Origin of the sequence: Photobacterium sanguinicancri (assembly GCF_002265265.1) — a bacterium.
Lineage (GTDB): Bacteria > Pseudomonadota > Gammaproteobacteria > Enterobacterales > Vibrionaceae > Photobacterium > Photobacterium sanguinicancri.
The window spans coordinates 52,194-64,068 of sequence record NZ_NOIF01000002.1 but is presented as its reverse complement, the minus strand read 5'-3'; the positions used below and the strand labels follow the sequence as shown (position 1 = coordinate 64,068).

Here is an 11,875-nt window from a genome sequence, read left to right as displayed (position 1 = left end):
GAACGATACCGACCATCCCCCGAGTATGAAGGTGGAAAATCAAACCTGCTAACGGTGTCGGTCTCCTATTGTCCGAACCCACCGCTGGTTCGGAATACACGTCTACAAGTATCACTCTTATTGATACATGCTAATCGCTCTATTCCTCGATTTTCTTCCTTATATCTCATGTTGAATTTGTCAGTTAGTTGAAAAACGACTTACGGGCTTATCGACGTTGTTTGTCGCCTTTTTTAGGTGATAAACGATGCCGTTTAGCAGTAGGGCGTGTTAGCTTTTAGGTTAATTCTGGTGGTCGTTACTGTTAGCTGAGTAACTAGTACATGCTAGTGACTTAGTTCTTGCCAATCGGGAGATTCGCTATGGCGGTAATGAACTATGCGGTGCAAACTGCAAACGAAAATTTAGCACAGAACGATGTGCTGGCTGTGAAAAACGCTTTTTTGAAATACAGTGCTGAAGAGCAAGCAAGACTATTGACGGTGATGCCCTTTACAGAGGCTCTTGCTGTATTGCATGAGTGTCCGTTGAGGCACGTACAGTGTTTACTCGATCGTCTTGATGAGATGAATGAAGAGAAGCGGATGCGTCACTTGGCCAATGGACTTGGATTGATATGCTCGGAAGCTGAACCTGCTGGGCACTATTTACAAAATAGTGTGATGTCCCATGTGCGTGAACGTATTGGCTGGATTGTTGGCCTTGCTTTATTAGGGATCGTATCGGGTCTTATCATTTCACATTACGAAGACACGCTGAGTCAGCTGGTGTTGTTAGCTATTTATATGCCGGTTATTGCCGCCGCTGGTGGCAATACGGGGTCGCAGGCTGCGACTTTGGTCGTGCGGGCTTTAGCGATGGAAGAGATACGGTGTAAAGACTGGCTGGCCGTATTGTGGAAAGAGTTCCGTGTTGCCTTAGTGGTTGCAGGCGTATTAGCCGCCGTTATTATTGGCCGAGTCATGCTGTTTAGTGATGCTTCGAGTTTACCCTTTGGTATTCATTTAGAAGATATTGCAGTGGCGATAGGTATGGCAATATCGATCCAGGTTGTGATTTCGACCAGTATCGGTGGTGTATTGCCTATGGTTGCGCGCGCATGCCGATTAGATCCTGCGGTATTGGTTAGCCCTGTACTTGCATCAGTCGTCGATATAACAGGTATGATGATTTACTTCACGACGGTGAATTGGATGCTGGGACTCGCTTAATGTTCCTGCTTGCCTAACGCTTTCATTTTGCAACAGTCTTTGGCTATCCCTATTCTTATTGTGCCAAGCTGTTATATATAAGCCCCAGTGCCTAGATGCACTGGGGCTTTTTTCATACTTGTGCCGTTGTACTAATCTGGCTTTATCATTCCGCTTTATTCTTTAATTTTAGAGTGCCTTAGTATCTGTTGCGCCTAGATCTGCATGATACAGCACCTCATAAAAGGCTTTTTCGAATTGAGTAATCGCGGGTGTCATCGGTTTATCTTCTAATGGTTTCACTGGGTGATAGTTATTGATCAGCTGGATCACAATGAGCGATTGCCCTGATTCTGTTTTAAGCACCCCCGCAAGATTGTAAGCTCCGTATAGTGAGCCACTCTTTGCTGTTAAATTACCAGCCAGTGGCAGTTTTCGTAAGCTTGGACGGTAGCGCAAGGTGCCACTTTCATTAGCAACGGGTAGGGCCGCTAAAAGCGCGAGTTGCTGATCGTGTGTAATTAAGTAGTTCATCACATATAGCAACTGTTCGGCGGTTAGGCGGTTATTACGTGATAGCCCTGACCCATCAACTAAGACTGCATTGTTAAGATCGATCCCTGCTTGGTCGCTGAGAATCGCTTTAATTGCCGCAGTACCGTTGGCGAAATTACCGGGTTGCTTGAAGTAGTAGTGCCCCAGTGTTTTCGCTAAATTATCAGCAATAAGATTGTCAGAATCTTTTAACATGATCTCTAAAAGCTCAGGTAATGGCACTGATTGATGGCGGGCGATACGCTGACCTTGGTGGTCATCACTGCGCTTGATCTCTCCCGTAAATCGAATACCTAAACGTTTTAGCTCAGCTAATAATACTTGCTGGGTAAATGCTTCCGTATCTTGGATGGCAAAATTAAGAGGCAACGGCTTTTCGCGTTGTAATAGACAGCCATTTAACTGATAGCTGTTATCGGGTAAAGCATGAAGTTCTAAATCGCAAAATTGCGATTTTTTCTGTGCTTTAGACACAATGTTAGCATGGGTTGTGACGGTAATAGGTTGATGAGAAGGAACATGGACTCGCGTGGGTTGACCTTCTTTTTTATTACTGTAAATAGCGCCTTGTACACAGTTATGCTCAAGGCTGATGCTACTTGATGGCGCACTATAGCAAACCCCTAAAATGTCCCACGGCCAGCCGACAGCACGCTCGTAGCCATTAAAAATACTGCCATCAAGATAAATATTACCCTCTAAGCGATTAATGCCCTGCAATTTCACTTTCCTTAGCAAGGCCGTGAGATCTTTACGGCTAAAGAGAGGATCGCCGTTAAAGCGAATGATGAGGTCTTGTTTAGCCTTATTGGTACTTAGCTCTATATCTGTATTAAAGGTGAATGCTGACGGTAGATAGAGTTTGGCTGCTAATGCGGTTAATAATTTTTGGGTGCTGGCTGGCGCGCGAAGTTGCTGCGGATTTTTTTGCCACACAAGAGTCGGATTTTTTTTTGGTGGAACGGCATGCTGCGCCACAATTACACTGCTGCTATTGCCCGAGGGTAATAGCGCAAGTGATTGAGTGATATTTGCGTGTAAAGGGGGGGCTGTCACGGCCATTACTTGCTGAGAGAAAGTAGCGACAGTAGCCAACAGGAATACACTTTTTTTAGAAAGTAGAGAAATCGTCATGATACAGGCTTGATATGAAAGCATTTATAGCATCATAGCTGAATTATTGGCGTGAATGTCAGAGGGGATGTTATGAAAACAAAAAACGCAGACCGAAGTCTGCGTTTTATCAGCATATTGCGCTTTTAATCCAAACGGGATTAGAAGTCGTAACGTGCACCAAGAACGAACTCATCTTTGTTACGCTCGCCAGCAACATCAGTCTTAGCTTGGTCTAGTTTGTAAGACGCGTAAGTACGGAAGTTGTTAGTGAAGTAGTAAGTCGCGTCAACTGCGTACGAGTTAGCAAGTGCGTCGTCTGAGTTAGAGTTGTCTTTGTCTTCTAGGTAGTTGAAAGTACCTGTGAATACTAGCTTGTCCATAGTGTACTTAGCAGCAAGTTCGTAACCACGTACTTTTTCAGCAGCAGTGTTACGTGAGTCTTGGTATAGACCTGCGAAGTAGAAATCGTTGATTGCGTAAGAGATAGCTGCGAATGCTTGTTTCTCAGTTTTGTCAGTTTTGTCTGCGCCAGTTTCTTGTTGTGCGTAACCCGCACCGAAACCAAGACCCATGTCTAGCGTGTACATTGCGCCAGCAGAGTAACCGTCTTCTTTTGAACCGTTGTCAAACACGTAGTTAGCTTTAACTACTAGGTTATCGAAAGAACCGATGTATGCAAGGCTGTTGCTTGCACGGTCAGCAGCGTTGATTTTGCCACCTGCTTCGTTACCGTGGTAAGCCATGATATCTGTGAAGTCAGTGATCATGCCTAGAGAACCGTCGATTTTACCGTATACAACTTGACCGTAGTCAGAACCGATACCAGCGTAAAGTTTACGGTTTTCATCTTTAGGAGAAACGTTGATTGATTCGCCATCGATCTTAACGCTATCGCCTGCGCGGAATTCACGCTCGAAGAAACCAAGACCGTATACAGAATCAGTGATGTCTGATTTAGCGCCGATGTTGATACGAGTACGAGTGTTGTCAGTCACGTCGCCGTCTTTAACTGCTGCACGTGCTTCGATACGACCGCCAATTGCTAGGCTAGACGTTTCGTCTGAGTATACTTCTGCCGCTTGTGCTGCACCAGAAAGAGTCGCTGCTGCTACTGCTAGAGCAATCAGGTTCTTGTTCATTGCTGAATCCTTTTAAAATATTTTTTTATTTGATGCACTTCAATGTGTAAATGCATGGCGTTCTTTTTACTGGTTATGGGGCAGTAGTGTTAGTAAAAAAAGCTAAAAAAAATGTTTTTAGGTTGGTTTTGTTTGATGTTTTACTATATTTAATGCATGTAAAACAGTTGCTTGGGTGTGGTATGTAAAGTTCAGTAGAAAATTCACTTTTTAGTATGTTTTAGAAAAGTGGTGTGAGATTGTTGTGGTTGTTTTCGTTTTCTTGTGGTTCAAAATGTGACCATTGCTGCATTATTTTGTTGTTTAATCAGATATGTAATGCTCAATTCTTTGAGATGAGAACAATGCCATCTAGATGCAGCAATAGGTGACCTATCGATGATATTTGTTTAAAATAGGCAACAATCTTTTGTGAATTAATGACACTCAGGTCGTTACTGAGTGGCTTTTATTTGTCTGAAATGCGTGGCATGAAGACATGAGGAAGTTGAAATGGATAAAGTACCAATGACAGTTAGCGGCGAGAAGAAGCTGCGTGAAGAGCTGGATGTGTTAATGAAGCGTCGCCCGATTATTTCGCAAGCGATTGGTGAAGCCCGTGAACTGGGTGACCTTAAAGAAAACGCGGAATATCACGCAGCACGTGAAGAGCAGGGGATCTGTGAAGCACAAATTCGAGATATCGAATATAAGCTGTCTGTGGCGCAGGTTATCGATGTAACTAAGATAACGAACACAGGTAAAGTAATTTTTGGTACGACGGTACGTTTGATGGATGTCGATACTGAAGAAGAAGTGACCTACAAAATCGTTGGTGATGACGAAGCGAATATTAAAGCGGGTCGTATCTCTGTGAACTCGCCGATTGCTCGTGGTCTGATTGGCAAAGAAGAAGGTGATGAAGTGGTTATTTCTACACCGGGTGGCCAGAAAGAATTTGAAATCGAGAAAGTAGAGTACATTTAATCGCCTATTGCGAAAAAGCATGTACTATTAATGTGTTAGAGAATGTAACTTTTTCGTTTTGTGAAAAGACAAAAAAGGCCGCATCGGCGGCCTTTTTTATTTGCGTGGAAGCTCGATTTTACGTGCTTCACTTTGGCGGTAAAGAACAAGTGTCTTACCGATTACTTGTACTTTTTCAGCTTTAGATTCACGAATAATTGCATCTACGATCAATACTTTAGTTTCACGATCTTCAGTTGCTACCTTCACTTTAATTAATTCGTGATGGTTAAGTGCAAGTTCGATTTCTGCCAGTACGGCTTCGGTTAAGCCGTTTGCACCCATAAGTACAACTGGTTTTAGGCTGTGAGCAAGACCCTTTAGGAACTGCTTTTGTTTGGTGCTTAGATTCATAACGACTCTATTTTTTAATACTAGGGTTGAAAACGAGGTATTCTAACGCCATCTAGTCGAGAAGACTAATTTGTTTAGTATGCAAGGTGGTTAAATCGCCATGTATACTTAAATAAGTACTCAAGCTCATTAGGTAAATCATGAGTAGAAAAATAATCTGGTAGCTCCGGACGTTGGTTGAAAGAACATTTTGATGATAAATATGTTCAGGAAGCTCAAAAGAAAGGTTACCGTTCCCGTGCAATCTTCAAAATAGAAGAAATTTAAAACAAATATAAACTGTTGAAACAAGGTGTGACGGTTGTCGATCTTAGCGCTGCACCTGGTAGCTGGTCACAGTATGCGGCTGAAATTGTTGGCGATTCAGGGCAAGTCATTGCTTGTGATATCTTACCAATGGATTCACTGTCTGGCGTGAGCTTCTTGCAGGGTGATTTTCGTGAAGAATCGGTACTTGATGCACTGTTAGAACGTATTCAACCTGATATGGTTGATGTCGTGATGTCGTGATGTCTGACATGGCACCCAATATGAGTGGCAATTTAGCATCAGATCAACCTAGAGCTATGTATCTTGTTGAACTAGCATTAGATATGTGTCGACAAGTACTTGCACCGAATGGCAGTTTTACGGTAAAAGTTTTCCAAGGTGAAGGCTTTGACCAATATTTAGCTGAAATTCGTAGCATGTTCAAAGTGGTCAAAATTCGGAAACCTGACTCATCGCGAGATCGCTCGCATGAAGTCTACATAGTAGCTACAGGTTACAAACTGTAGTAGTCTACATTCATCTATTAGTTATCGCGAGGTTAACACCTTGAGTGACATGGCAAAAAACTTGATCTTGTGGCTAGTTATCGCAGTTGTACTGATGTCTGTTTTTCAGAGCTTCGGTCCAGGTGATAATGCAGGCCGTCAAGTCGACTATACAACCTTTGTCCGTGAAATCGGTCAGGATCAGATTAGGGAAGTGCGATTCAATGATCGTGAAATCACTGTATTTAAACGTGATAACACCCGATACCTAACTTACCTGCCTGTTTATCAAGATCAGAAGCTGTTAGACGACCTTATTAACGCAAATGTAAAAGTTATGGGTACACCACCTGAAGAGCCAAGCCTACTGGCTTCAATCTTCATTTCATGGTTCCCAATGCTTCTGCTTATCGGTGTTTGGATTTTCTTTATGCGTCAGATGCAGGGCGGCGGTGGCAAAGGTGCCATGTCGTTCGGTAAATCGAAAGCGCGTATGATGAGCGAAGACCAAATAAAAACCATGTTTGCTGATGTTGCTGGTTGTGACGAAGCAAAAGAAGACGTGAAAGAATTGGTGGATTACTTACGTGATCCAAGCCGCTTCCAGAAATTGGGCGGTAAAATTCCGACAGGTATTTTGTTGGTTGGTCCTCCTGGTACGGGTAAAACGCTATTAGCGAAAGCCATTGCGGGTGAAGCGAAAGTACCGTTCTTTACTATCTCTGGTTCTGACTTTGTTGAAATGTTCGTTGGTGTGGGTGCATCCCGTGTCCGTGACATGTTTGAGCAAGCGAAGAAAGCCGCGCCTTGTATTATATTCATCGATGAAATCGATGCGGTTGGTCGCCAACGTGGCGCTGGTGTAGGTGGTGGACACGATGAACGTGAACAAACCCTAAACCAAATGCTGGTTGAGATGGATGGTTTTGAAGGTAACGAAGGTATCATCGTTATTGCTGCAACAAACCGCCCAGACGTACTTGACCCTGCATTACTTCGTCCTGGTCGTTTTGACCGTCAAGTTGTGGTTGGTTTACCAGACGTACGTGGTCGTGAGCAGATTCTTAAAGTTCACATGCGTAAAGTTCCGCTTGAGAATGATGTAGAACCCGCACTGATTGCTCGTGGTACTCCAGGTTTCTCAGGTGCCGATCTAGCAAACCTTGTTAACGAAGCTGCACTATTTGCAGCGCGCGGTAACAAGCGTGTGGTTTCTATGGTTGAATTTGAATTGGCTAAAGACAAAATCATGATGGGCGCAGAGCGTAAATCGATGGTGATGTCGGAAGACCAAAAAGAATCAACGGCATACCACGAAGCGGGTCACGCAATTATTGGTCGCTTAGTACCGGATCATGATCCAGTGTACAAAGTGTCGATTATTCCGCGTGGGCGTGCACTGGGTGTGACCATGTACTTACCAGAGCAAGACCGTGTGAGCCACTCGCGTGAGTTCCTTGAGTCAATGCTGTCTAGCCTTTACGGTGGCCGTTTAGCTGAAGAGCTTATCTACGGTGCAGACAAGGTATCTACTGGTGCATCAAATGATATCGAACGTGCAACTGATATTGCGCGCAAGATGGTTACTCAGTGGGGCTTCTCTGACAAAATGGGTCCTATTCTGTATGCAGAAGACGAAGGTGAAGTATTCCTTGGCCGCTCTGTAACACAGACCAAACACATGTCAGACGATACTGCTCGTGCAATCGATACTGAAGTTCGTGCGGTTATTGACCGAAACTACGAACGTGCTCGTGAAATTTTATCGCAGAATATGGATATCATGCATGCAATGAAAGATGCACTGATGAAGTATGAAACGATTGATGCTGGTCAGATTGATGACTTAATGGACCGTAAAACGGTTATCCGAGCGCCAAAAGGCTGGGGTGATACAGACGATACATTAAAATCAACCGACGACGCACCAAAGGCTGACGCGCAACCTGAAGCAAAAGCTGATGAGAGTGCAACAGACGTTGCAGATGAGCCGGCACAAAAAACTAACGATGATGATAAGCCTCAAGCATAACGCTGAGTGTTGATCTTAAAAACCCCGACTCGTTCGGGGTTTTTTGTTTATCAGGGTACTGATTTGTCATGTTGGGAATAAATGGAATGCAGCCAATGATTTTGACCAGTAAAGATAAGACTCTTGATTTGTCTTTTTCCCATGCCATGGGAATTTTGAATGTGACCCCAGATTCATTTTCTGATGGTGGTCAGTTTCATCAATTTGATCATGCGATGCGTCATGTCGAGAGCATGCTTTCGGCAGGCGTTAGCATTATCGATATTGGTGGTGAGTCAACCCGCCCAGGAGCAGCGGATGTTGCTACAGCAGAAGAACTCGATCGGGTTGTTCCTGTTGTAGAAGCGATTCGTCAACGCTTTGATTGCTGGATCTCGATAGACACCAGTAAAGCACAGGTTATGACCGCAGCTGTGAATGCGGGGGCTGATTTAATTAATGATGTACGTGCACTGCAAGAACCGGGAGCATTAGAAGCCGCTGCCGCAGCAAACGTTCCTGTTTGCTTAATGCATATGCAAGGGCAACCGCGTACAATGCAACACCAACCAAGCTACGAAAATCTACTGATGGATGTCAGTCAATTTCTAGTAGAACGTATTCAGGCGTGTGAGAAAGCTGGGATTGCTAAAAATCAGCTATTACTTGACCCTGGATATGGCTTCGGTAAAACAATTGAAGATAATTATCAGTTGCTTGCACATTTAGAACAATTTCACCAATTCGGTTTACCTTTGCTTGTTGGCATGTCCCGTAAATCGATGGTTTTTAAATTATTAGATAAAAAGCCTGCAGAGTGTGTTGCTGGTAGCTTGGCGTGTGCCGCTATTGCAGCAATGAAGGGCGCACAAATTATTCGAGTGCATGATGTGGCGGAAACCGTCGATGTACTTAAAGTGTGCCAAATGACAAAAATGCAGATGAATAAAAGCTAGGAGCGAAAAAATGGCTGAACGTAAGTATTTTGGTACCGATGGGATCCGTGGTCTTGTTGGTGAAGGTGCAATTACACCTGAGTTTGTCCTTAAGTTAGGTTGGGCTGCAGGTCGAGTGCTATCTAAACAAGGCACCAAGAAAGTGCTTATCGGTAAAGATACTCGTATTTCAGGTTACATGCTGGAATCGGCATTAGAAGCAGGCTTAGCGGCTGCAGGTTTACAAGCTGCATTTACTGGCCCTATGCCTACACCAGCGGTCGCTTACTTGACGCGTACATTCCGCGCTGAAGCGGGTATTGTCATTTCAGCCTCGCACAACCCATACTACGATAACGGTATTAAGTTCTTCTCGGCGCAGGGCACAAAGCTGCCGGATGAAATTGAATTTGCAATTGAAGCGGAGTTAGATAAACCCCTAACGTGTGTTGAATCTGCACAACTGGGTAAAGCCTACCGTATTGATGATGCTGCAGGTCGTTACATTGAATTCTGTAAAGGTACTTTCCCTTCTAAATATGACCTGTCTAACTACAAGATCGTAGTGGATTGTGCACACGGTGCTACCTACCACATCGCGCCAGCGGTGTTTAAAGAACTTGGCGCAGAAGTGGTTACTTTAGGTTGTGAGCCAAACGGCACCAACATTAACCATGAAGTGGGTGCTACGGATATCCGTGCACTGCAAGCTAAAGTGTTAGAAGAAAAAGCAGACTTTGGTATTGCATTAGATGGTGATGGCGATCGCGTGATCATGGTTGATGAAGAAGGTAATAAGGTTGATGGCGACCAAATTGCGTATATCATTGCTCGTGATGCATTACGTCGTGGTGAACTTAAAGGCGGTGTTGTTGGTACGCTAATGACTAACCTAGGAATGGAAGTTGCGCTTAAAAACTTAGGCATTCCTTTTGTTCGTGCCAATGTGGGCGACCGCTACGTGATGGAAGAGTTGCAAAAGCACGATTGGTTAATTGGTGCTGAAAACTCAGGTCACGTTATTCTTCTTGATAAAGTGACTACGGGTGACGGTATTGTTGCGGGTCTACAGGTTATGTCTTCTATTGTAGGTAGCAAGATGTCACTAAAAGAGCTGTCAGATGGTATGACAATGTTCCCACAGGTACTAGAGAACATTCGTTTTAAGGGTGAGTCTAACCCTCTTGAATCTGATGCAGTAATTGCAGCAACAAAAGCGGTAGAAGCGAAGCTGGGTGAAACTGGTCGCGTTTTATTGCGTAAATCAGGCACCGAGCCTTTAATCCGTGTCATGGTTGAAGGTGAAAATGCTGAACTTGTACAAGCGTCGGCGTTAGAAATTGCACGCGCTGTAGAAGAAAACTGTTAACTGCTAATAAGTTAATAGTCGGTGTTTCTGTAAGTCTCGTTGTTATTTGCAGAAACACCCAATAAGGTATTAGGTTTGATTCTCACTTTTGCTTATTTGTTGTTCAAGTAAAGCTTAATCGTGGGAAATCCTCATATTTTACTTGTCAGTCTTAGCTGCATTCGCTAGTATCTCACCGCTCCCTTGTTGAGGGTGACTGCTGGCGCTGCTTTGGCAAAGCTGGCTCAACCAAATGGACCATAGGTGGAACCCATGTACGAAATTCTACTTGTGATTTATCTGTTGGCTGCGCTTGGCGTTATTGGCCTAGTTTTGGTTCAACAAGGTAAAGGCGCAGATATGGGAGCCTCATTCGGGGCCGGTGCTTCTGGAACATTGTTCGGCGCTGGTGGCTCTGGAAACTTTTTAACTCGAATGACTGCAGTTTGTGCAACGATCTTTTTCGTTATTAGTCTTGTACTGGGTAACCTTAGTGCAAAACAATCTGCAGAAAAAAGCGGCTGGGAAGACCTAAGCTCGCCTGCAACTGAACAAGTTGTAGAAAAAACTGAGAATGCACCTGTAAACAGCGATATTCCTCAGTAATTAAAGATTTAGCCGAGATGGTGAAATTGGTAGACACGCTAGCATGAGGTGCTAGTGCCGCAAGGTGTAGGGGTTCAAGTCCCCTTCTCGGCACCATTATTCTGGTTACTTGAAATAGTAACATCTGACGCGTATAATCGCCCTCAGATTCGGACGCGGGATGGAGCAGTATGGTAGCTCGTCGGGCTCATAACCCGAAGGTCGTTGGTTCAAATCCAGCTCCCGCAACCACTTTTCCGAAAATCAACTATTCTTACGAAAGGTTGTTTTTCTATCACAGCACTGCTGTGATATCAGGGTCCAGTAATAAAAAACCCCGTAATTCGGGGTTTTTTATTATCTGAAACATGACCATTCAGGTATTTACTGGGCTTTATGCCCTTTTTTTGTTTCCGGGGGGTTGTTTTGACAGCTTTAGAGATGCAATTAACCGAATTGCTTGAAGCACCTGTTGTTGCTTTAGGTTATGAACTTGTTGGCTTGGAATTTATTCGAGCAGGCGAGCATTCTACATTACGTGTTTTCATTGACCATGAAAACGGCATATTTGTAGAGGACTGTGCGGAAGTTAGCCGTCAGATCAGCGCAGTAATGGACGTAGAAGATCCAGTGACTGTCGCTTACAACTTAGAAGTGTCCTCCCCTGGGATGGAAAGACCGCTTTTTAAAGTTGCACACTACCAACAATTTATTGGCCACGAGGTCAGCCTGGTATTGAAGATGGCGATGGGTAACCGTCGTAAGTGGAAAGGTGACATCATTTCTGTTGAAGGTGAGTTAATCACTCTGAAAGTAGACGGTAATGACGAAACGTTTGCACTAAGCAATATTTCCAAGGCCAACCTGGTTCCAAAATTCTAA

The 11,875-nt window shown here is 44.1% G+C and carries 10 protein-coding genes, 2 tRNA genes and 1 pseudogene; 10 read left to right on the top strand and 3 right to left on the bottom strand.

Annotated elements, in window-relative coordinates:
- The first annotated feature begins 362 nt into the window (after window positions 1–362).
- Window positions 363–1,211, top strand: coding sequence for a magnesium transporter (locus ASV53_RS00725; RefSeq protein WP_062691288.1), 849 nt, complete (start codon window positions 363–365; stop codon window positions 1,209–1,211).
- Between the two features lie 168 nt (window positions 1,212–1,379).
- On the opposite strand, the gene dacB is transcribed toward ASV53_RS00725, so the two are convergent.
- Both dacB and ASV53_RS00715 read right to left on the bottom strand, forming a co-directional pair.
- Window positions 1,380–2,879 carry a serine-type D-Ala-D-Ala carboxypeptidase gene (gene dacB / locus ASV53_RS00720; RefSeq protein WP_239928696.1) on the bottom strand — a complete coding sequence of 500 codons (1,500 nt, stop codon included), beginning with the start codon at window positions 2,877–2,879 and terminating at the stop codon, window positions 1,380–1,382.
- A 140-nt stretch (window positions 2,880–3,019) separates the two neighbouring features.
- Window positions 3,020–4,000, bottom strand: a complete 981-nt coding sequence (locus ASV53_RS00715; RefSeq protein ID WP_062691289.1) for a porin — start codon at window positions 3,998–4,000, stop codon at window positions 3,020–3,022.
- A gap of 492 nt (window positions 4,001–4,492) precedes the next feature.
- Between ASV53_RS00715 and greA the strand changes: the two genes are divergently transcribed.
- Window positions 4,493–4,966: a transcription elongation factor GreA gene (greA, locus tag ASV53_RS00710; protein ID WP_062691290.1), complete on the top strand. Its 474-nt coding sequence runs from the start codon at window positions 4,493–4,495 to the stop codon at window positions 4,964–4,966.
- 96 nt (window positions 4,967–5,062) lie between these two features.
- On the opposite strand, the gene yhbY is transcribed toward greA, so the two are convergent.
- Window positions 5,063–5,359: a ribosome assembly RNA-binding protein YhbY gene (gene yhbY, locus ASV53_RS00705; RefSeq protein WP_062691291.1), complete on the bottom strand. Its 297-nt coding sequence runs from the start codon at window positions 5,357–5,359 to the stop codon at window positions 5,063–5,065.
- Window positions 5,360–5,536: 177 nt separating this feature from the next.
- Here yhbY and rlmE point away from each other — a divergent pair.
- The 8 genes and pseudogenes from rlmE (at window position 5,537) to rimP (ending at window position 11,875) form a co-directional block, all read left to right on the top strand.
- Window positions 5,537–6,135, top strand: a pseudogene (gene rlmE, locus ASV53_RS00700) (23S rRNA (uridine(2552)-2'-O)-methyltransferase RlmE).
- Between the two features lie 49 nt (window positions 6,136–6,184).
- Window positions 6,185–8,146: an ATP-dependent zinc metalloprotease FtsH gene (gene ftsH, locus ASV53_RS00695; RefSeq protein ID WP_062691364.1), complete on the top strand. Its 1,962-nt coding sequence runs from the start codon at window positions 6,185–6,187 to the stop codon at window positions 8,144–8,146.
- Between the two features lie 95 nt (window positions 8,147–8,241).
- Window positions 8,242–9,081 (top strand): dihydropteroate synthase, encoded by an 840-nt coding sequence (folP, locus tag ASV53_RS00690; protein WP_094955756.1) that lies wholly within the window; start codon window positions 8,242–8,244, stop codon window positions 9,079–9,081.
- A 10-nt stretch (window positions 9,082–9,091) separates the two neighbouring features.
- Window positions 9,092–10,429: a phosphoglucosamine mutase gene (glmM, locus tag ASV53_RS00685; RefSeq protein ID WP_094955728.1), complete on the top strand. Its 1,338-nt coding sequence runs from the start codon at window positions 9,092–9,094 to the stop codon at window positions 10,427–10,429.
- 252 nt (window positions 10,430–10,681) lie between these two features.
- Window positions 10,682–11,014: a preprotein translocase subunit SecG gene (gene secG / locus ASV53_RS00680; RefSeq protein WP_062691293.1), complete on the top strand. Its 333-nt coding sequence runs from the start codon at window positions 10,682–10,684 to the stop codon at window positions 11,012–11,014.
- Window positions 11,015–11,025: 11 nt separating this feature from the next.
- A tRNA-Leu gene (locus tag ASV53_RS00675) sits at window positions 11,026–11,110 on the top strand.
- Window positions 11,111–11,168: 58 nt separating this feature from the next.
- A tRNA-Met gene (locus ASV53_RS00670) sits at window positions 11,169–11,245 on the top strand.
- Between the two features lie 174 nt (window positions 11,246–11,419).
- Window positions 11,420–11,875: a ribosome maturation factor RimP gene (rimP, locus tag ASV53_RS00665; RefSeq protein ID WP_062691294.1), complete on the top strand. Its 456-nt coding sequence runs from the start codon at window positions 11,420–11,422 to the stop codon at window positions 11,873–11,875.

Coding starts and splice junctions, on each gene's coding strand:
- secG (WP_062691293.1), top strand. CDS start 10,682: ATGTACGAAATTCTACTTGTGATTTATCTGTTGGCTGCGCTTGGCGTT.
- dacB (WP_239928696.1), bottom strand. CDS start 2,879: ATGACGATTTCTCTACTTTCTAAAAAAAGTGTATTCCTGTTGGCTACT.
- ASV53_RS00715 (WP_062691289.1), bottom strand. CDS start 4,000: ATGAACAAGAACCTGATTGCTCTAGCAGTAGCAGCAGCGACTCTTTCT.
- glmM (WP_094955728.1), top strand. CDS start 9,092: ATGGCTGAACGTAAGTATTTTGGTACCGATGGGATCCGTGGTCTTGTT.
- ftsH (WP_062691364.1), top strand. CDS start 6,185: ATGGCAAAAAACTTGATCTTGTGGCTAGTTATCGCAGTTGTACTGATG.
- folP (WP_094955756.1), top strand. CDS start 8,242: ATGATTTTGACCAGTAAAGATAAGACTCTTGATTTGTCTTTTTCCCAT.
- ASV53_RS00725 (WP_062691288.1), top strand. CDS start 363: ATGGCGGTAATGAACTATGCGGTGCAAACTGCAAACGAAAATTTAGCA.
- yhbY (WP_062691291.1), bottom strand. CDS start 5,359: ATGAATCTAAGCACCAAACAAAAGCAGTTCCTAAAGGGTCTTGCTCAC.
- greA (WP_062691290.1), top strand. CDS start 4,493: ATGGATAAAGTACCAATGACAGTTAGCGGCGAGAAGAAGCTGCGTGAA.